Source organism: Bacillus sp. FSL W8-1202 (assembly GCF_038006165.1).
Classification (GTDB): domain Bacteria; phylum Bacillota; class Bacilli; order Bacillales; family Bacillaceae; genus Bacillus; species Bacillus subtilis.
In genome coordinates this window covers 2,831,481-2,852,668 of record NZ_JBBOUR010000001.1, presented here as the reverse complement: position 1 = coordinate 2,852,668, position 21,188 = coordinate 2,831,481, and the positions used below count along the sequence as shown (strand labels likewise).

The following is a 21,188-nucleotide window of genomic DNA, read 5'->3' as shown; positions in this document are numbered from 1 at the left end:
CCCAAAAATATTAATCGAGCAAGCTGATCAGCTTATTCGCAAAACCTTGGTCAGTGACGGCGACAACGACACGGGCTTCTTTACCGATAGAGCGTCCAAGAACCGCGCGACTCTCGACTTTTTTATAAGGGACTTTATAATAATTGCACTTGTCAGTTACTTTTTTTGCTGTGTTAGATGATGCATCCTCTGTAAGCAGGACAAGCTTTGCACGCGCATTCCTGATTTCTTTTATTACCAAGTCTTCGCCTGACACGACCTTACGAGCTCGATTGGCCAGACCCAGCAAGGGAAACCATTCCATTCCAGACATTTTATTTTTTCACCTTTTCCGCCAGTTCCAGCAATTCATCGAAAATCTGGTCATCGATTTGTGATTGAAATTGATTTTGCAAAGTGTTTTTCTTTTTTGCTGCTAAGATGCACTCTTTATCCAGCGTTAAATAAGCACCCCGCCCATTCTTTTTTCCGGTCGGGTCTACTGAGATTTCGCCTTCTTTCGACCGTACAACTCGGATCAGTTCCTTTTTAGGCTTCATTTCACCAGTCACTACACATTTGCGTAATGGGATCTTTTTGTGTTTATTCACCTAAAGTCACCTCTTATTCATCCGATTCAGCAGTTTCAGGCTCCGTAAAGAGCGGCTCATCATCTTCTTCAAGTTCTCTCGGATAGATTCCAAGTTCTCTTGCGTCCGTTTCGCTCTTAATATCAATCTTCCAGCCTGTCAGTTTAGCAGCTAAGCGTGCGTTTTGTCCTCTTTTTCCAATTGCCAGAGACAGCTGGTAATCAGGAACAATAACAGTTGTCGCTTTTTCTTCTTCATTAACAATGACATCAAGCACTTTGGAAGGGCTGAGCGCATTCGCGACAAATTCTACAGGATCACTGGACCAGTTGACAATGTCAATTTTTTCACCTTTTAATTCATTGACGATTGCTTGCACACGCTGGCCTTTAGGCCCTACGCATGAACCGACAGGATCAACGTCAGGATCATCTGTGCGAACAGAAATTTTCGAACGGTCGCCGGCTTCTCTGGCAACAGATTTTAGCTCGACAGTTCCATCATAAATTTCAGGCACTTCAATTTCAAACAAACGCTTTAACAGGCCTGGATGTGTTCTTGACACATAAATCTGCGGACCCTTCGTTGTTTTTTCTACTTTTGTGATATATACCTTAATGCGGTCATGGGGCTTGTAGCTTTCATTCGGCATTTGCTCATTAACCGGCAGCAAGGCTTCTATTTTGCCTAAAGACACGTAGATAAATTTATTGTCCAGACGCTGGACGATCCCTGTCATGATGTCTTCTTCACGGTCGATAAATTCAGAATAAATCACACCGCGCTCAGCTTCGCGCACACGCTGTGTGACGACCTGCTTCGCTGTTTGAGCAGCTATGCGCCCGAAATCCTTAGGTGTAACTTCGATTTCGACGACATCGCCGACCATATATTCCGGATGGATGCCCTGTGCCTCTTCAATTGAGATTTCTAATCTCTGGTCGTATACTTCGTCAACGACATCTTTTCTTGCAAATACACGGATGGAGCCAGTTTCACGGTTTAGATCCACCCGTACATTTTGCGCTTGATTAAAATTCCGCTTATAAGCAGAAATTAACGCAGCTTCGATTGCTTCGATGATAATTTCTTTACTGATGCCTTTTTCTTTTTCAAGAATCGTGAGAGCATCTAATAATTCACTGCTCATTTAACGGTCTCCCCCCTTAAAACATTTGTATTCATTAGAATGTAACAGCTAATCTTGCATTAGCTATCTTTTCATACGGAATATTGATCCGTTTCTTTCTTGTTTTGATCGTGATCTCAACTGTCACTGTTTGTCCATCAAATTCAGCCAGTTCACCTTCAAACACTTTTACGCCGTCAATAGGCTCATACGTCTTAATGTATACGTTTTTTCCTAGTGATTTTTCGAAATCGGCTTTTTTCTTTAGCGGACGCTCAGCTCCTGGAGATGAGACTTCAAGAAAGTAATTTTGGCTGATTGGGTCTGCCTCATCAAGCTTTTCGCTTAAAGCTTCGCTTACTTTGGCACATTCCTCAATATCCACACCGTCATCGGAATCAATAAACACGCGAAGGAACCAGCTTTGGCCCTCTTTGACAAATTCAATGTCAACGAGTTCCAGCTGAAGGCTGTCTACGATTGGCTGAGCCATTTCTTGAACGGTGTCAGTCACTTTTTTGCTCATGTTCTTCCTCCTTGTGCTGTCGATCTCATATTCGTCTCGTCACTCTGCATAAAAACCCTGCTTCAAAAGAGCAGGGGCTAAAAAGTAAACGATGAACATGTCGAGACAAAATTCTCCTGTTCAATACAAAAGAGCGGGTTTCCCCACTCTTTGCCTCGGTAATCGTTAGCATTTCCAATAAAACTATACCATAACCATATTTTTATTGCAAATGGATATACGCTTACCTTCATACCTAAGCAAGTGACAGAAACTCTAATATTACGATGGCACTTTTTGCGCTTATGTATGCATAGAAGCAGAATTTCTGAGAAATTCTGCTTTCCATATTAGAACAGTGACAATTGGTTTTGATCAGGCAGTGACTCCAGACAGCCATGGCGATCTAAGTACTCTAAAATCGTTTTTGATACTTTCCCTCTCTTTTGCAAATCTTCTTTTGAGAGGAATTCGCCTTCTTCGCGAGCTTTTACAATGTTCAAAGCAGCGTTCGTCCCTAACCCTGGAATAGAGTTAAACGGCGGAATAAGACTGTTGCCGTCAATAATAAACTCTGTGGCGCTGGAGCGATATAAATCGACTTTTTGGAATGAATAGCCTCTCTCACACATCTCAAGCGCTAATTCTAAAACAGTCAGAAGGTTCTTTTCCTTCGGTGAAGCATCAAGTCCTTTAGCGTTTATATCCTCCATTACCGCTCTGATTGCTGTAGAGCCCTTGATCATTGTATCAATATCAAAGTCATCTGCACGAACGGTAAAATAAGCCGCATAATACAAAAGAGCATGATGCACTTTAAAGTAAGCAATGCGGACTGCCATTAAGACATATGCCGCGGCGTGGGCTTTCGGGAACATGTATTTAATCTTTTTACAGGAATCAATATACCAGTCTGGGACATTGTTATTTTTCATTTCTTCTTCCCATTCAGGCGTTAATCCTTTTCCTTTACGCACGAATTCCATGATTTTAAAGGCAAGGGACGGCTCAAGGCCTTGATAGATTAAATAAACCATAATGTCATCACGGCAGCCGATAACCTCACTCAGCTCACAAATATTATTGTGGATGAGCTCCTGTGCATTGCCAAGCCATACATCAGTTCCGTGAGACAAGCCTGAAATCTGAACGAGCTCAGAAAAAGTGGTCGGCTTTGTATCTTCAAGCATCTGCCGGACAAATCGGGTTCCGAATTCAGGAATTCCAAGAGTGCCCGTTTTACAGCCAATCTGTTCTTCAGTCACACCGAGTGATTCGGTTCCCTGGAAGATCTTCATCACTTCAGGATCATCCGTCGGAATTGTTTTCGGATCTATTCCGCTTAAGTCTTGAAGCATCCGAATAACAGTCGGGTCATCGTGTCCGAGAATATCAAGTTTTAACAGGTTGTCATGGATGGAGTGGAAATCAAAATGAGTCGTTTTCCACTCTGAACCTGTGGCATCTGCCGGGAACTGGATCGGTGAAAAATCATAAATATCCATATAATCCGGAACTACGATAATACCGCCAGGGTGCTGTCCAGTTGTACGTTTTACACCTGTGCATCCCTGTACGAGCCGATCTATTTCGGCACCGCGCATATGAAGATTGTTGTCTCCGGCATAGCCTTTTACATAACCGTAGGCTGTTTTTTCTGCCACCGTGCCTATTGTTCCCGCACGATATACATTGTCTTCTCCGAACAATACTTTTGTGTAATTGTGTGCTTGCGGCTGATATTCCCCTGAGAAGTTCAAATCGATATCAGGTACTTTGTCCCCTTTAAATCCTAAGAACGTTTCAAATGGAATATCATGGCCGTCTTTTTTCAAAGGCGTTCCGCAATGAGGGCATGTCTTGTCAGGCAGGTCAAAACCGGAACCGACAGAACCGTCATTAAAGAACTCAGAATGCTGGCACTCAGGACAAACATAGTGCGGCGGCAGCGGGTTTACCTCAGTAATCTCAGTAAGTGTCGCAACTAATGAAGATCCTACGGAACCACGGGAACCAACGAGATACCCGTCATCTAGTGAACGTTTTACAAGTTTGTGAGAGATCAAGTAAATAACAGCAAATCCGTGGCCAATAATACTCTTTAACTCTTTTTCAATCCGCGCTTCGACAATTTCAGGCAGCTCTTCCCCGTAAATGCTTCTTGCACGCTGATAGCTCATTTCTCTGATCTCTTCATCAGCGCCTTCGATTTTCGGCGTATATAAATCATCTTTAATCGGCTTGATGTCATCAACTAAAGAAGCAACCTTTTGGGTATTGGTGACTACGATCTCCTTCGCTTTTTCTTCACCTAAGAAAGAAAAAGCTTCAAGCATTTCGTCTGTCGTTCTGAAATGCACTTTCGGCAGTTCATGCCTATTCAGCGGATTTGCCCCGCCTTGTGAGGATATTAAAATCTTTCTGTAGATTTTATCCTCATCATTCAAGTAATGAACATTTCCCGTAGCAACAACCGGTTTATTAAGCTTTTCCCCCAGCTTCGTGATATTCGCAATAATTTCTTTCAGCGCTTTTTCATCACGGACCAGTTCAAGCTCCAGCAAGTGACGATACACTTCAGGGGGCTGAACCTCAAGGTAATCATAGAATGACGCGATATCTTCCACCTCTTCAGGCGATTTTTGCATCATTCCCTCAAAAACCTCTCCCCTGTCACAGGCAGAACCGATCAGCAGCCCTTCCCTGTATTTCTCAAGCTGAGATCTCGGAATACGCGGCACTCTGTAAAAATAATGAATATGAGAAAGTGACACAAGCTTAAATAAATTTTTAAGTCCCGTGCTGTTCACGGCAAGTAATGTTGCATGATACGGTCTTGATCTTTGATAAGCATTGGACTGACCCATATTTTCATTCAACTCATCATGGTACTGAATGCCTTTTTCAGCTGCGTCTTTCAGCATTTTCAGAAGCAAATAAGCGGTTGCCTCAGTATCATAGATCGCACGGTGATGCTGTGTGAGTTCGATATCAAACTTTTTACAAAGTGTGTTCAACCGGTGGTTCTTAAATTCCGGATAGAGAAAACGTCCTAGTTCTAGCGTGTCAATGACTGGGTTTTTAGCTTTATCGACTTCAAGAAGCTTTTTATAGGCTACATTTAAGAATCCCATATCAAAGCTTGCATTATGAGCGACAAGGATATCATCGCCAATCCATTCTCTGAAATCTCTTATTACATCTACGACATCCGGAGCGTCTTGTAGCATATCATCAGTGATCCCTGTCAGCTCTATGATTGTGGCGGAAAGCGGACGATGCGGGTTCGCAAACGCCTCAAATTTATCAATAATTTCTCCGCCTTTTACTTTTACTGCAGCCAGCTCAATAATGGTATCGTATACAGCAGACAATCCTGTCGTCTCAACGTCAAAAACAACATATGTTTCTTCTTCGAGCAGACGATGTGCGGCATTATAAGCAATTGGCACGCCATCATCCACGAGATTCGCTTCCATCCCGTAAATCATTTTAATTCCATGCTTTTTGGCCGCAGAATACGCATCAGGGAAGGATTGAACGACAGCATGGTCGGTCAAAGCGATGGCCTCATGCCCCCATTTTTTCGCTTGTTCGACAAGCTTTCCGATACCCGTAACAGCATCCATTTGGCTCATTGGGGAATGAAGATGCAATTCCACTCTTTTTTCTCCTTCAGGTGCTGAATCTTCACGGGTTTTTGCTTTTATTTCGTTTACGTCATTTGCGATCATGACAAGGTCTCTGACAAATGTATCATTTTGAATGCTTCCGCGTGCTTTTACCCACATTCCTTTTTTCAGAGACTTCATCAGCGCCGCATCTTCTTTTTCACGTGCAAACATTTTGATCAAAATACTATTTGTATAGTCTGTAATTTTGAAGATACACAGCGTGCGCCCGCTCTTCAGCTCGCGCGTCTCCACATCAAACACATAACCTTGGACCGTAATTCTCCGTTCTTCGTCCATGATGCTGTCAAGCGTCCGGATTTCCTCGTTATCTTTAATTTGATAACCGATAACAAGAGGACCAGATGGTGCTTGGTCTTCATCACTTTCTTTATCTTTCTTCTCCATTTCAATCAAGGCCTGCATAGCCCGCTCTTGGTCTTCCGCAAGCTTTTGTTCCCGAAACTTTTGAACTTCCTGCTCGGATACAAATATTTCAGCATCAAGCTGAAGATCCGGAAAGCCAAATTGACGGTAGCCTGCTTGAATCATGGAACTGTATTTGTTTTTTAGCGCAGCCGCTTCTGTATCCGTTTTGGTTTTGACAATCAGTTTATTGCCCTTCAGCTTCGGTTTTTGCTGGTTTAAAAGACTGATAATCGGCGGCGAAATGCCCTGCAGTTCTTCAATGCAGCGTGACCAGTAGTCTTGAACGATACTTTCACTGACCTCGGCATCCTGAACTTCAATTGAAGATGTCACTTTTGCTATGTGGGCAAACGATTGCGTCAGCCTCGTTGTTAATGTGTCATATATTTGAAAAGGCAGCAAAGATTTAAATTGAAAATGAAAATGCCAAGACTTAGAAGCTTTGTGAATTGTCAGCTTTTTAATCTCGCCATGTTCAAAGTATGTCATGAAGGTATCATCTGTCATATTAATCTGCTGCAGAAGAATTTGAAACTGCCTTCTGTTTACTGATAACTGTTCCATTAAGACAGTATCCCTCCCTAAAAACATCATAAGTGAAGGTACCTCAGGCAATGAGGTACCTTCTATTATTTCTATTTTAACATGTTTTTTGATAAATCGTTATGGTGATTACTGCTTGCTGATAAACGCAGATAATTCGTCTACTGAAATCTCAGTTGACTCACCAGTTTGACGAATTTTCACTTCGACGATTCCTTCGTCAGCTCGTTTTCCGACAGTGATGCGGATTGGAAGGCCGATTAAATCTGAATCAGCGAATTTTACGCCGGCACGCTCAGCACGGTCGTCATAGAGCACTTCATAGCCTTCCGCTTTTAAATCGGCATACAGCTTTTCAGCAAGCTCTCTTTGCCCATCGTTTTTCATGTTCAAAGCAAGAATATGAAGATCGTACGGCGCAACGCTTTTTGGCCATATTAAGCCTTTTTCGTCGTGATGCTGTTCAGCAATAGCAGAAAGCGTTCTTGACACACCGATTCCGTAACAGCCCATCAGCATTGGCTGCGCGCGTCCGTTTTCATCTAAATATGTCGCATTCATCGCTTCTGAATAGCGTGTTCCGAGCTTAAAGACTTGTCCGACTTCGATTCCCTCAGCAAAACGGATCGTTCCCTTGCCGTCTGGTGAAGGATCACCTTCTTTAATAAAACGAAGATCAGCAAATTCTTTAATTTGCGCGTCACGATTCACATTGACATTTTTATAATGATGATCTCCTTCATTTGCCCCGGCAACAGCATTAACCATTGCTTTCACAGCTTGATCGGCATATACTTCCACATCCTGATGAATACCGACAGGGCCTACAAAGCCTGGCTCTGTTCCGAGCTGCTGAATGACCTCTTCATGTGTAGCAAGCTCTACAACTTCTGCATGAAGCAAGTTTTTCACTTTAATATCGTTAACTTCATGATCCCCTCTTACAAGCACTAAGACAAAACGGTCATCAGCTTTAAACAATACTGACTTAATGCACGCTTCAGCCGAAACCTGTAAGAACGCAGTCAGTTCTTCGATTGTTTTCACGTTAGGCGTATGAACCTTCTCTAGAGCTTTAGGCTCTTCATCTGAAGGAACTTCCTGGTGAAGAACTTCAGCCATCTCGATATTAGCCGCGTACTGTGATTCATCAGAATACGCAATCGTATCCTCTCCGATCGCAGAAAGTGCCATAAATTCGTGCGTATCCTTTCCTCCCATTGCGCCTGAATCAGCGATAACAGGTCTTACATTAATGCCGCAGCGGGCAAAAATATTAGAATAGGCCTCGTACATTTTTTGATACGTTTCATCCAGGCTCTCTGCAGATGCATGGAAAGAGTACGCATCCTTCATAATAAATTCGCGGCCTCTTAACAAACCGAAGCGAGGACGTTTTTCATCTCTGAACTTAGACTGAATTTGATAAAGAGTCAGAGGGAGACGCTTATAAGATTTAACCTCATCGCGAACAAGCGAAGTGATAACCTCTTCATGCGTTGCCCCTAAAGCAAATTCACGGCCATGACGGTCTTTTAGTCTCATCAGTTCGGGACCATACGTATACCATCTGCCTGATTCCTGCCATGTCTCTGCCTGCTGCAATGCGGGCATGAGCATTTCTACGGCATCAATTTTCTCCATTTCCTCTCGAACAATCTGCTGAATGTTTTGAATCACCTTATACGCAAGAGGCATATAGCTGTATACCCCGCTCGTATTCTGTCTGATAAATCCTGCTCTCAGAAGAAGCTGATGACTTTTTGCTTCGGCATCAGCTGGAACTTCACGGAGCGTAGGAATAAGCGTCAAGCTTTGTCTCATTTCTTCGCACCTCTGATTGATTTACTTTTCGTTTACAAAAACAGCCGCTGGATATCGTTCCATGTGACAACCAGCATAAGAAGCATTAAGAAAGCTACTCCGATAAACACAACAAATGCTTCTTTTTCCCTGTTAATCGGTTTGCCCCGAATCGCTTCAATAAATAGAAACAACAGTCTTCCTCCGTCAAGTGCCGGAATCGGAAGCAGGTTGACAATCCCAAGGTTAATGCTTAAAAACGCCGCAAACTGAAATAAGTTCACTATCCCTGTTTTCGCCACTTGGTCTGTCATGTCATATATGCCGACAGGACCTGACAGCATATCGAGTTTAAACTGGCCTGTTACTAATTTGCTCAGGTTGGTTAAAATGGCTTTGGTGACATCAACTGTTGATGTCGCGCCGTAAGCAACCGCTGAGAGTACGCCTTTTTCAGTCGGCGCATAGGAACCGAAACGTCCGATTGTTTTTTTGTTCTCATCTTTAACAGCTTCCGGAGTCACCGAAATATGAAGCGTTTTGTTATCTCTTTTTACTGCAACGTCCATTTCTTTCTCCGGGTTTTCTTTTACAGCGGAGACAATGTCAGTCCAAGACCTCATTTTCTCTCCGTTAATGCTTTGGATATAATCCCCTTCTTTTAGCCCTGCTTCAGCCGCCCGTCCATTGTCTGTCAGCTGCCCGAGCATAGGTTCATTTGACGGTACGCCTTGAATCAGCCCAAGCATCACTAAAATGACGTAAGCTAAAATAAAGTTCATAATCGGCCCTGCAGCAATTGCTTTAATCCGCTGCCACACAGGTTTGGAACCAAATTGGCGATTATACGGCGCAATCTGCACTTCTTCTCCGTCTACAATAAAAAAGGATGTTTCGCTGACAGTAAAGCTGGAAAGTTCGTCCTCTTTCCCCTGTTCATAACCGGTGATCTTCATGTCATGCTCTAGATCCGCTGTTTCCACTTCAATGACTAAAGCATCCGGATATTTCTCCTTTTGATTGATGATGACTTTCTCAACTTGATCTTCTTTATTAAACAGAAGCCCGACCGTGTATCCGGGTTTCACCTCAATCATTTCCGGATCTTCGCCGGCCATACGAACAAATCCGCCGACCGGAAGCAGCCTGATCGTATAGACTGTTTCATTTTTTTTGAAAGAAAAAATCTTTGGACCGAAGCCGATCGCAAATTCACGGCAGAGAATTCCCGCTCTTTGGGCTAGCAATAAATGGCCCAGTTCATGGAAGAAAACGAGCGTTCCGAAAATAATGATAAACGCTATAACTGTATTCACGAACATACCACCTTATGTGAGTATTGAATTGACGTATCCCCGGGTATCTTTGTCCACTTCTTGAATGTCCGCCAGGCTCGGTTTTTTCAGTAATTGATGGCGGGTTAGTGCCTTTTCGATACAGTCTTCAATAGCCAAAAACGGTATCTTGCCAGCTAAAAAGGCAGCGACAGCTACTTCATTTGCCGCATTTAGCACTGTCGGCATTGTTCCTCCTATTTTACCTGATTCAAAAGCAAATTGTAAGCATCGGAACCTGTCAAAATCAGCTTTCTCAAAATGAAGGCTGCCGATTCCCCATAATTCAAGCCTTTTCGCATCTGGTAATGGCAATCGGTCAGGATAAGTGAGCGCATATTGAATGGGGACTCTCATATCCGGAGTTCCGAGCTGTGCGATCACACTTTTATCATGGAACTCAACCATTGAATGGATGATGCTCTCCTTATGTAAAACCACATCAATTTGTTCATAAGGTATATCGAAAAGCCAGTGTGCCTCGATCACCTCTAATCCCTTATTCATCATTGTAGCCGAATCAATTGTAATTTTTGCACCCATTGACCAGTTTGGATGTTTTAATGCATCTTCAACTGTTACTGATTCGAGCTCCTCCCGCGTCTTGTCCCGAAAACTTCCGCCGGATGCAGTAATGATGAGGCGTTCAATGTTTTTAGCCTGTTCGCCTTGAAGAGCTTGAAAAATGGCTGAATGCTCACTGTCAACAGGCAGCAGCGGAACATCATATTTCTTAGCATGTTCTTTTACTATATGCCCTGCAGTGACAAGAGTTTCCTTATTTGCAAGCGCAATTGTTTTTTTCTGTTCAATTGCCTTTAACGTCGGGATAAGGCCGACGCTTCCAAGCAAAGCGTTGACAACAATGTCAACCTCCTCCATCACTGCTGCTTCTATCAGTCCTTCTTCTCCCAGCCCGATTTGGCATTCAAAAGAAAAAGACATTTGTTTTAATTTATGATATGTATCCAGATCACCGACAGAGACAAACTTCGGCTGAAAGACCTCAATCATTGGAACGGCCTTATCAATATTTCTGCCAAACGACATAGATACCAGCTGAAATTGATCTTGATGTGCACGCAGTACATCAAGAGTCTGTTCACCGATTGATCCTGTTGCTCCTAAAAGACAAATATTTTTCAAAGTTGCCACTACTCCTATTCTATTGCTGCATGATCAGTCTCATATTCATTTAGACTTTTTTATGAAAAAAGGGCAAGCAGAAAGTACAAGAAAGGCATGACAAACAAGAAACTGTCAAAACGGTCTAATATACCGCCATGCCCGGGAAGAATATTCCCAGAATCCTTTACATCGTAATGTCTTTTCAACGCGGATTCCACTAAATCTCCCAGTTGTCCAAAAACAGACAAAAACAGCGTGATCAACAGCAGATAAATATACGGGATCGGAAGTTGTGCAACAAGCTGAAAAATCGTCGCCAATACAAGTGCGATGACAATTCCGCCTGCAAACCCTTCCACTGTTTTATTCGGACTGATTTCAGGCCACAGTTTCCGCTTCCCAAGCGATTTACCAACAAAATAGGCACCGGAATCGGTGGACCAAATGACAACACACGCATAAAAAATGTATGTTAATCCGTATTGGTCAAGATTTCTGATTTCGATAAAATAATGAAAACACATTCCGATGTAAATTGCTGCAAGCGTAATAAATCCGACTTCATCAAAAGTAAAGGTGTTCTTGACCAACACTGTGTAAGTCAGCAATAGCAGTACCGCAAATAAAGCGATTTCCATTTTGGAAATCCCGTCCGCTTCAAAAAACGAATACTGGCTTGGCAATAAGAACATCCACAATAATAAAAGACCGATCAAACCCGGCAGTGAAACCAGCTTCAGCTTTTTCATCCGTAAAAGTTCAAAAAGCGCCACACTGCCCATAGCATAAATTAATATGGTGAACGGCAATTTCCCGACAATAACCAAAAATAAAAATACAATTGCTGCCAGAACACCTGTCAAAATTCTTTGTTTCATGTCCACCATCCTCTAAATTCCGCCAAACCTCCGGCCTCTCTGCTGAAACTCTCCTAACGCCTGCAAGAAGTGATCTTCTTTAAAGTCAGGCCACAAGACGTCAGTAAAGACAAATTCACTGTAGGCAACCTGCCATAGCATAAAATTACTCAGCCTTATCTCGCCGCTCGTTCGAATTAAAAGTTCAGGATCCTGCAAAGATTCAGTCATCAAATAAGTAGAAAAAAGCGATTCATCAATGTCTTCAATATTCAAAGAGCCTTCCTTCACTTTTTCCGCGAGTGATTTTGCAGCACTGACAATTTCAGTACGGCCTCCATAGTTAAGAGCAAAATTAAGGATCATTCCGTCGTTTTGCGCCGTGTCCTGTACAGCTTTTTCAATCGCACGTAATGTGTGCGCGGGCAAAGCCGTTTCATCCCCAATGATCCGAACCTGTACATTTTCCTCAACAAGCTCTGGAAGATACGTATTCAAAAATTCTTCCGGAAGCTTCATTAAAAAATCGACTTCCATTTTCGGTCTTTTCCAGTTTTCTGTTGAAAATGCATACAATGTCAGTACTTTGACACCTAATTCGTTTGCGAGCTTCGTGGTCCTTTTTACCACCTTCATCCCTTCATGGTGGCCTGCAATTCTGGGAAGAGAGCGTTTTTTAGCCCAACGGCCATTTCCATCCATGATAATGGCGATGTGTTCGGGAATTTCTCCCTTAAGTATGTCTTCTTTTGTATAACGTTCTAAGTTGGAAGCCGCAGTTTGCTGATTCTTCCAATTTTTGAGTATGTTGAGCATGAGATTCCTCCGTCACCCAAAAAGGTTACATTCCCTGCTGATAATCAATGTAATCAACAGTATTAACAAAAAAACCCCCTGTAAACATGAGAGGGTCTTTTCACTATTATCTATTGTACATAGTTTTTCATTAAACTTCCATGATTTCTTTTTCTTTGTCTTTTGTGACACTGTCAATTTTTGACACATATTCATCTGTCAGTTTTTGAACGTCTTCAGTGGAAGCACGCAGTTCATCCTCAGTAATGTCTCCGTTTTTCTCAAGTTTTTTGAGATCATCGTTAGCATCACGGCGAACGTTACGAACAGCTACTTTTGCTTCTTCAGCATATTTTTTTACAACTTTCACTAATTCTTTCCGTCTCTCTTCTGTTAGTGCCGGAATTGCAATTCGAATCATATTGCCGTCACTTGTTGGTGTAAGACCTAAATCAGCTTTTAAAATCGCTTTTTCGATATCGCCGATTGCTGTTTTGTCGTATGGTGTGATAACGAGCATACGAGCTTCAGGCACGTTAATAGAAGACAACTGATTTAAAGGTGTCTGCGCTCCGTAATATTCAACCGTTACTTTATCTAATAATGATGGATTTGCACGCCCTGCGCGTACAGTAGCCAATTCGCGCTGATAAGCAGCAATTGCTTTCTCCATTTTTTCTTTTGTTTGAGTTAATACTTCTTTTGACACGTTATTTCCCCCTCACGATCGTTCCGATTGATTCACCGATAACGGCACGTTTGATATTTCCTTCTTCCATAATAGAAAAGACGATAAGCGGAATGTCATTGTCCATGCATAAAGAGGAAGCTGTTGAATCCATGACTTCCAGGCCGTCTTTAAGAACGTCAAGATAAGAAAGTGATTCATACTTAACAGCTGATTCATCTTTTCTAGGATCAGCATTATACACACCGTCAACGTTATTTTTAGCCATTAAAATAACGTCTGCCTCAATTTCAGCAGCCCGCAGTGCAGCTGTCGTATCAGTTGAGAAATATGGGTTTCCTGTGCCCGCAGCGAAAATAACGACACGTTTTTTCTCTAAGTGGCGTATCGCTTTTCTTCTTATGTACGGTTCAGCAACTTGTCTCATTTCAATGGATGTTTGCACTCTGGACTGGATTCCGAGTGTTTCCAAGCTGTCTTGAAGAGCAAGCGAATTCATTACTGTCGCCAGCATTCCCATATAGTCAGCAGTCGCGCGGTCCATGCCCAGGTCACTTCCTGTTTTTCCGCGCCATAAGTTGCCGCCGCCTACAACAACAGCCACTTCGACTTCAAGCTCAGCGATTTCTTTCACTTGCTTTGCAATGGATTGAATGACAGTCGGGTTAATTCCATTTCCCTGTTCTCCTGCCAATGCTTCCCCGCTAAGCTTTAATACGATACGTTTGTATTTTGGTTTTTCCATGATAACCTCCAAGTGTAAACATTGCCGTTTTCTATTATGCAAGAGAAAAAAAGGTTTGTAAATATAGTTTTAAAAATAGGGAACACAAAATGTGTCCCCTATACTGCCTGAAAAGACGCGACTTAGCCGCGAAATCTTTTCACCATTATTTTTTCACTTGGTTCATTACTTCTTCAGCAAAGTTTTCTTGACGTTTTTCGATGCCTTCTCCAACTTCATAGCGGACAAAAGTTTGAACAGTAGCGTTTTTCGCTGCAATAACTTGTTTCACTTTTTCATCTGGGTTTTTAACGAACGCTTGGTCTAATAGACAAATTTCTTCGAAGAATTTGTTCAGACGGCCTTCAACCATTTTCGCTACGATGTTTTCAGGTTTGCCTTCTTGGAGGGCTTGCTGAGTTAAGATTTGACGCTCATGATTTGTTTCTTCTTCAGATACTTGATCACGAGAAATGTAACGAGGGTTAACTGCAGCAACGTGCATTGCGATATCTTTCGCAGTTTCTTCATCAGTTGTACCGTTGAGAACAGTTAATACACCGATGCGGCCGCCCATGTGAAGGTAAGCACCGAATGCAGAGCTGTCGTCTTTTGTAAGAACTGTAAAGCGGCGAAGAGTGATTTTCTCACCGATTTTAGCAACAGCGCTTGTGATGTACTCTTCAACAGTTGAGCCATTTTCCATTTTTTGACCCATTGCTTCTTCAACATCTGCTGGCGTGTTTGCAAGAAGGTGGTCAGCTAAAGTGTTAAGAAGCTCTTTGAAGCCTTCGTTTTTCGCAACGAAATCAGTTTCAGAGTTTACTTCTAGGATAACGCCTTTGTTGCCGTCAGTTTTAATAAGAGTAGAACCTTCTGCTGCGATACGGTCAGCTTTTTTCGCTGCTTTTGCAATCCCTTTTTCTCTTAAAAGGTCAATTGCTTTGTCCATATCTCCGTCAGTTTCAGTTAACGCTTTTTTACAATCCATCATGCCCGCGCCAGTTTTTTCACGCAGTTCTTTTACTTGCTGTGCAGTAATTGCCATTTGTATTCCTCCTTATATGTTTAAACAAGAGTATGTATATTACACATTTTTCTTGAAAAAAGGTGATAAAAGGCAGTCCCTCTTATCACCTTTTGAATAGGTTACGCAGTTGTTGTTTCTGTTTCTGGTGCAGTTTCTTCAGCAACTTCCGCTTCTTCTTCGCCTTGCTTCGCTTCTAAGATTGCATCTGCCATTTTAGAAGTTAGAAGTTTAACAGCGCGGATAGCGTCATCGTTCGCTGGGATAACAACATCGATTTCATCTGGATCACAGTTAGTATCTACGATACCGATGATAGGGATGTTTAATTTGCGAGCTTCCGCAACAGCGATGCGCTCTTTGCGAGGATCGATGATGAATAATGCATCAGGAAGATCCTTCATATCTTTAATTCCGCCTAGGAATTTTTCAAGACGCTCTAATTCTTTTTTCAATTGAACGACTTCTTTTTTAGGAAGTACATCAAACGTACCGTTTTCTTGCATTTTTTCAATGTCTTTAAGACGTTTAATACGTTTTTGGATTGTTTCAAAGTTTGTTAATGTACCGCCCAACCAGCGTTGGTTGACATAGTACATGCCAGAGCGTTGAGCTTCTTCTTTAACAGAATCTTGAGCTTGTTTTTTTGTTCCGACGAAAAGGATTTTTCCGCCTTCAGCAGCAAGATTTTTAGTGAAGTTGTAAGCTTCCTCTACTTTTTTGACTGTTTTTTGAAGGTCAATGATGTAGATTCCGTTACGCTCCGTGAAAATGTAACGCTTCATTTTTGGGTTCCAACGGCGTGTTTGGTGACCGAAGTGAACACCAGCTTCAAGCAATTGCTTCATAGAAATGACTGACATGTTATTTCCTCCTAATATAATGGTTTTTTTCCTCCGCTTAGGTCATTTTTGTGCAGAACTGCCGCCTGCAGCACCCTCTGCATAAATCGTTAAGCGTGTGTATTTAACACCAAGACATAATATAACACAGCTTTATCCGACAATCAAGAATCCTTTACACCTTTGGAGCGAAATTTTAAAAATAGCTCGATTTCTGTCTTTCCGCTCTTCATTTTCTGGGCAATTTGACTTGCCGAATATCCCTGTTCATATAATTCTATGACCTGGTCTTCAAATGATTGGACCTCACTGTTTACGATCTCTTCCCGACGGTCAACCTCTGTAATCAGACCTTCAATATGTTCAGGAAGATTCTCTGCCTCTTGAACTGGATCCCGCTCTTGATATGTTTCAGAGTGCTGAAGGCCTGGCTTTTGGGATTCTTCATCTGATTGACTTGCAGATGAAGCTTTATTTTCTATCAGTTTCTCATTTTCTTCTTTTAATTCAAGCAGAAATGCCGCCAAGGTGTTTTCCGTCTCTTCAAGTATCTGTTTTTGCTGTTTTTCTGTTTCTTTCACTGCAGCGAGCCTCGTATACAGGATAATGACAGCGTACAGAAGAACGCCGTGGAGCGTAAAGCTTAAAAGCCATAATAGTGTTGACATGTTTTTCACTCGCTAACCATGAAATTCATTATTGTATCACTTTTTCCAGCAGATTCTTTAATTTAAATAATGCCTTTGAATGGATCTGAGATATGCGGGACGTAGAAAGATTTAATACTTGTCCGATTTCTGTCAGTGTCAACTCCTCTTTGTAGAACAAACTCACAACCAGCTGTTCTTTTTCAGAGAGTTCGTGAATTTTTTCCGCAAGCTGTGCAATCAGTTCATCCTTCATAATCTTTTCTTCAGGCGGAACATTTTTGTCATCTCTGATCATGACTTGAATGTTTTCCCCATCGTCTTGATCATGGAGCTTTTCATCAATTGACAGCAGATTTGCAAAAAAACCTTCATTCATTGTTGACACGACATCCTGTACCGTCATTCCGAGTTCCTCTGCAATTTCCGCGGGCGATACATTCCGAAGATACCGCTGTTCAAGCTTTTCAATTGCTGCTTCAACCTTTTTTGTTTTTTCGCGCGAGGTTCTGGGCAGCCAATCTTCTTTACGAAGCCCGTCTATGATTGCGCCGCGAATTCTAAACGAGGCGTAGGTATCAAATTTTAAGTCCCGGCTGGGATCAAATTTTTCAAGGGCATCATATAAACCAAGCATACCAAGGCTCATAAGATCGTCTTTATGCACTGATTTCGGCAGTCCGACAGAAATTCTGCCTACATGATATGTGACAAGCGGCATGTAACGGCGCATTAAGTCGTCACCGGCTTTAGGATCTTTCCACTCTTTCCAGCGCGTCCAAAGCACCTGATCTTCATAATTCAAGGATTGCATTGTTATCCCCCTAATACCTTAATTAAATCGTTTTTTCACCTTGTTTAACAGTTCGAATATGCAGCATGCAGGACTTCGGTTCAAATTCTATCGTCCGGCCGCTTGAGCCGCCCGTATCTTCACTAATAATAGGAATATTAAATAAAGACAGCTGTTCTTTTATCGCTAATACATTTCTCGGTCCGATCTTCATCAAATCATTTGTCGATTTAAATTTAAACATCTCTGATCCGCCGGCCAGCTTTGCTTTTAATGCAAATTTCCGGCATCCCGCTTCTATCAGCATATCAATCGTGGTCTGTATGGCGGTGTCAGCGTACTTAGCCCGGTTGAGCTCGGCAGTTTTCGATAACGTCGAATCCGGAAGCATGACATGAACAAGACCCGCCGTTTGCTTTTCTTTATCATAAAGCACCAGCCCCACACATGAGCCCAAACCAGAGGTCCGGATGGTATCCGGGAAGCGGGCGATCTTCACGTCAGCAATCCCAACCTTTATAACAACAGCCTCAGTTGTACTCATAATGATGCACCTAAGGCGACAAAGAGCTTTTCAAATGAATCATAGTCCGGCAGCATAAACATATGCGCTTTCAGCTCCTGCTGATGGCTTTGGTCAAAAATTGACGTGTCGACAACAATGGCGTGTTCTCCAACCTGACTGAGCTCCATCAGCCCTTCGCTGATCACAGCTCCGAACATGTCCAATGAGACTTCAGGAACACTTGGATAGAGCTGGAGTTTCGTCAAATCCGCCAAAGCTGTTAAATATGACCCCGCTAAAATATTGCCCAGTTCATGCAAAGCGGATGAGCTCATGTGGTCTTCACCTAAGTCCTCTATGTCAAAATCGGGGTTTCCAATCAGCTCTCTGATAAACTGCTCCGCCTGAAAAAAAGGCATTATAAAGAACATTGAACCCGTTAAATCGCCTTCCATTCTTAAAAAGATGCTGGCAACCGGGACATCGGCGCCGCCGAAAAAATCAACAAGCTCATCAAAAGACAGCAGCTTTGCAAATGGGACTTCCATATCTATCTTTCTATTTAACAGCTGGGCCATTGCAGAGGCGGAGTGGCCGGCGCCTATATTGCCGACTTCCCGCAAAATGTCCATCTGCTCTTCTTTGATTCCATTAAAAATACTCATGTCATAACCCCTTTAAGATTAAGCTTGATCGGGCACAGCGGACTGAGATGATTCTTTATCCAAAACCGCGTTCGCATCAATAATATTTAAGAGTCTGTTCTCTTGTTTCACAATCTGTTCGATCGACACATCCGTATCTTTCTGAACGCCTTCTGGAGCAGATTCTATTTCACTTTCGTGTACGGTAATCACATCATTCGCTTCATCCACAATCCAGCCGACTTCAATATCACGATAAGCAATAATGATAATTCGTGTTTCATCGGTAATTTCATACTCTGGCAAATTCAGGCGTTTTCTTAAATCAATAACCGGAGTCACCACCCCGCGTAAATTGATTACCCCGCAAATATATGGTTCGACGCCAGGTACCCTCGTTGGCTTTTGCCATTTTTCAATTGATTTCACCTGAGTGACGGAAATGGCATATTCTTTGCCATTTACCATAAAGACTATCATTTTTTCGCCTGTTTTAATTTCTGCAGTCATGTGAGACACCTCCTCGAATGGTTAAATAATCAGTGCATTACAATCAATAATGAGCGCTACTTCTCCGTCTCCTAAAATAGTAGCTCCGGAAATTGCAAAGACGTTTGTTAAATAATCTCCGAGTGATTTCAGCACAACTTCCTGCTGGCCAATAAAGGAGTCCACCACAAATGCAGTAGGTTTGTCGCCTTTTTTGACGACAATGATATGGAGCTGTTCCGCATCTTTTCTTGTATCTTCTATTTTAAACTCTTCTTTTAAATAAACGACAGGGACAATATGCCCTCTAAAGTCAATCACTTCACGGTCATGCGTTTGCAAAATGTCTTTTCTGTCAATAACTGCTGTCTCAATGATTGAAGAAATCGGAATAGCAAATGTCTCTTCTTCCAACTTAATCAGCAGAACTGAAATAATAGACAAGGTAAGCGGCAGCTGGATGCTGAATAGAGAGCCTTGACCCTCGGCTGATTTCACACTGACTGAACCGCCAAGAGACTCCAGTTTGTTTTTTACAACGTCAAGTCCTACACCGCGGCCGGAAATATCAGAAATTTGGTCAGCAGTTGAGAACCCCGGAGCAAAAATCAATTCGTAAATTTGGTTGTCTTCTAAGGTTTCAGCTTCTTTTTCCGTTATGACCCCGCGCTCAAGCGCTTTTTCCAGAATTTTTTTGCGATTAAGGCCTGCGCCGTCATCCTCTACTTCGATAAAGACATGGTTGCCGCTGTGATAAGCTTTAAGCACAACTTTTCCTGATTCCGGTTTTCCCTTTTGCAAACGTGTTTCCGGCGCCTCGATACCATGGTCAATACTGTTTCTGATCAAGTGAACGAGTGGATCTCCGATCTCATCAATTACTGTACGATCCAGTTCAGTTTCCGCACCGATGATCGAGAGTTCAATTTTTTTATTCAGCTCTTTCTGAAGCTGGCGAATCATTCTCGGGAATCTGTTAAAAACAGTTTCAACCGGGACCATTCTCATATTCAGAATAATCGATTGCAAATCTCCGGAAATTCTCGTCATTCGTTCAACCGTTTCAGTCAGTTCATTGTGCTCAAGCTCTTTCGCAATCTGCTCGAGACGCCCGCGGTCAATGACAAGCTCTTCAAATAAGTTCATTAAAGAATCAAGCCTGTCAATGTTGACACGAATTGTTTTAGATCCGCCGGCTGAATGCTTCGCCTGTTCATCGTTTTTAGCAGGCTGTTTTTGTTTCTCCTGCTTCGCTGGTACAGCTGCTGCTGGTGAATCTTCTTGCTTAGATTCTTCAGGCTTTTCAGCTGATGTTAAAGGAGCCCCTTGAATGACTTCAACATGCTCAATTTCCGATACGCCATTGATTAATTGTTCAATGTCTTCCGCTGATTGATGTGTTAAGAAACAAACTTGAAAATCAGTTCCAAAATCTTCTGTTTCAAGCACTTCAGCACTTGGAATTGTTTTGGCTACTTCTCCGACTTCATTTAGTTTTTCAAACACCATATAGACACGAACTGCTTTTAACATACAGTTTTCGTTCAGAGAAATCTTGATTTCATATCGTTTGAAGCCTTGCTCCTCCGCTTCTTGTATAACTGTACGTTCAAATTCATCATATTCCCAATCAGATGCTGAACTCTGTACTTCTGCAGGTTCCGCGGAGGCAGCGGATTCAGCGTGCGCACCATTCACATCAAGCTTGGCACTCACTTCTGAGATATCTCTTTTACCATCCCCGCCATCAATAATAGACTGAACCATTGCTTCCAGGTGATCCAGAGCTTCAAACAAAATATCCAGCCAGTCTGAGGTGACTGCCATGTCTCCGTTTCGGATTGCATCCAGCACGTTTTCAAGCAGATGGGTAAGATGTGCTAAATCCGTGTAGCCCATCGTTGCGCTCATTCCTTTTAATGTATGGGCAGCCCTGAATATATCATGTACGAGCTGAAGATCAGTCGGGTCTTTCTCTAAAAGAAGAAGCTTTTCATTACATGTTTGTAAATGTTCTTTACTCTCATCAATAAAGACATCTAAATACTGATTCATATCCATTTGAA

At 42.4% G+C, this 21,188-nt stretch carries 20 protein-coding genes; all 20 read right to left on the bottom strand.

Annotated elements, in window-relative coordinates; all coding sequences use genetic code 11:
* Positions 1–10: 10 nt before the first annotated feature.
* Positions 11–313, bottom strand: a complete 303-nt coding sequence (locus NSQ09_RS14860; protein ID WP_003220946.1) for a YlxQ family RNA-binding protein — start codon at positions 311–313, stop codon at positions 11–13.
* Position 314: 1 nt separating this feature from the next.
* Positions 315–590, bottom strand: a complete 276-nt coding sequence (gene rulR / locus NSQ09_RS14855) for a glucose-induced regulator RulR (RefSeq protein WP_009967250.1) — start codon at positions 588–590, stop codon at positions 315–317.
* Between the two features lie 13 nt (positions 591–603).
* Entirely contained in the window at positions 604–1,719 is a 1,116-nt protein-coding gene (gene nusA / locus NSQ09_RS14850; RefSeq protein ID WP_003231912.1) for a transcription termination factor NusA, read from the bottom strand.
* A gap of 34 nt (positions 1,720–1,753) precedes the next feature.
* Positions 1,754–2,224 (bottom strand): ribosome maturation factor RimP, encoded by a 471-nt coding sequence (gene rimP, locus NSQ09_RS14845; protein WP_003231915.1) that lies wholly within the window; start codon positions 2,222–2,224, stop codon positions 1,754–1,756.
* A gap of 329 nt (positions 2,225–2,553) precedes the next feature.
* A complete protein-coding gene (locus NSQ09_RS14840; protein WP_021479286.1) occupies positions 2,554–6,867 on the bottom strand; it encodes a PolC-type DNA polymerase III in 4,314 nt (1,437 codons plus the stop codon).
* A 108-nt stretch (positions 6,868–6,975) separates the two neighbouring features.
* On the bottom strand, positions 6,976–8,670 hold the full coding sequence (gene proS, locus NSQ09_RS14835) for a proline--tRNA ligase (protein WP_003231918.1): 1,695 nt from the start codon (positions 8,668–8,670) through the stop codon (positions 6,976–6,978).
* A 32-nt stretch (positions 8,671–8,702) separates the two neighbouring features.
* On the bottom strand, positions 8,703–9,971 hold the full coding sequence (rseP, locus tag NSQ09_RS14830; RefSeq protein WP_010886508.1) for an RIP metalloprotease RseP: 1,269 nt from the start codon (positions 9,969–9,971) through the stop codon (positions 8,703–8,705).
* Between the two features lie 6 nt (positions 9,972–9,977).
* Positions 9,978–11,129, bottom strand: coding sequence for a 1-deoxy-D-xylulose-5-phosphate reductoisomerase (gene dxr / locus NSQ09_RS14825; RefSeq protein ID WP_341031847.1), 1,152 nt, complete (start codon positions 11,127–11,129; stop codon positions 9,978–9,980).
* A 59-nt stretch (positions 11,130–11,188) separates the two neighbouring features.
* Entirely contained in the window at positions 11,189–11,998 is an 810-nt protein-coding gene (cdsA, locus tag NSQ09_RS14820) for a phosphatidate cytidylyltransferase (protein WP_003231924.1), read from the bottom strand.
* Positions 11,999–12,001: 3 nt separating this feature from the next.
* Positions 12,002–12,784: an isoprenyl transferase gene (locus NSQ09_RS14815; protein ID WP_003231925.1), complete on the bottom strand. Its 783-nt coding sequence runs from the start codon at positions 12,782–12,784 to the stop codon at positions 12,002–12,004.
* Between the two features lie 130 nt (positions 12,785–12,914).
* The gene (frr, locus tag NSQ09_RS14810) at positions 12,915–13,472 is read right to left on the bottom strand and encodes a ribosome recycling factor (protein WP_003231927.1); all 558 of its coding nucleotides are present in this window, start codon (positions 13,470–13,472) and stop codon (positions 12,915–12,917) included.
* A gap of 1 nt (position 13,473) precedes the next feature.
* Positions 13,474–14,196: a UMP kinase gene (gene pyrH, locus NSQ09_RS14805; protein WP_003220923.1), complete on the bottom strand. Its 723-nt coding sequence runs from the start codon at positions 14,194–14,196 to the stop codon at positions 13,474–13,476.
* Positions 14,197–14,341: 145 nt separating this feature from the next.
* A complete protein-coding gene (tsf, locus tag NSQ09_RS14800; RefSeq protein WP_003231929.1) occupies positions 14,342–15,223 on the bottom strand; it encodes a translation elongation factor Ts in 882 nt (293 codons plus the stop codon).
* Between the two features lie 101 nt (positions 15,224–15,324).
* Entirely contained in the window at positions 15,325–16,065 is a 741-nt protein-coding gene (gene rpsB, locus NSQ09_RS14795) for a 30S ribosomal protein S2 (protein ID WP_003220918.1), read from the bottom strand.
* 143 nt (positions 16,066–16,208) lie between these two features.
* Positions 16,209–16,712, bottom strand: coding sequence for a swarming motility protein SwrB (gene swrB, locus NSQ09_RS14790; RefSeq protein ID WP_015252089.1), 504 nt, complete (start codon positions 16,710–16,712; stop codon positions 16,209–16,211).
* A 28-nt stretch (positions 16,713–16,740) separates the two neighbouring features.
* Entirely contained in the window at positions 16,741–17,505 is a 765-nt protein-coding gene (gene sigD / locus NSQ09_RS14785) for an RNA polymerase sigma-28 factor SigD (protein WP_003220911.1), read from the bottom strand.
* Positions 17,506–17,527: 22 nt separating this feature from the next.
* Entirely contained in the window at positions 17,528–18,028 is a 501-nt protein-coding gene (gene cheD, locus NSQ09_RS14780; RefSeq protein WP_341031845.1) for a chemoreceptor glutamine deamidase CheD, read from the bottom strand.
* Positions 18,025–18,654 (bottom strand): CheY-P phosphatase CheC, encoded by a 630-nt coding sequence (gene cheC, locus NSQ09_RS14775; RefSeq protein WP_003231935.1) that lies wholly within the window; start codon positions 18,652–18,654, stop codon positions 18,025–18,027. Before cheC ends, cheD begins: the two co-directional genes overlap by 4 nt.
* 18 nt (positions 18,655–18,672) lie before the next feature.
* Positions 18,673–19,143, bottom strand: a complete 471-nt coding sequence (cheW, locus tag NSQ09_RS14770) for a chemotaxis protein CheW (protein ID WP_003231938.1) — start codon at positions 19,141–19,143, stop codon at positions 18,673–18,675.
* 21 nt (positions 19,144–19,164) lie between these two features.
* The gene (gene cheA, locus NSQ09_RS14765; protein ID WP_341031844.1) at positions 19,165–21,183 is read right to left on the bottom strand and encodes a chemotaxis protein CheA; all 2,019 of its coding nucleotides are present in this window, start codon (positions 21,181–21,183) and stop codon (positions 19,165–19,167) included.
* Positions 21,184–21,188: the final 5 nt, after the last annotated feature.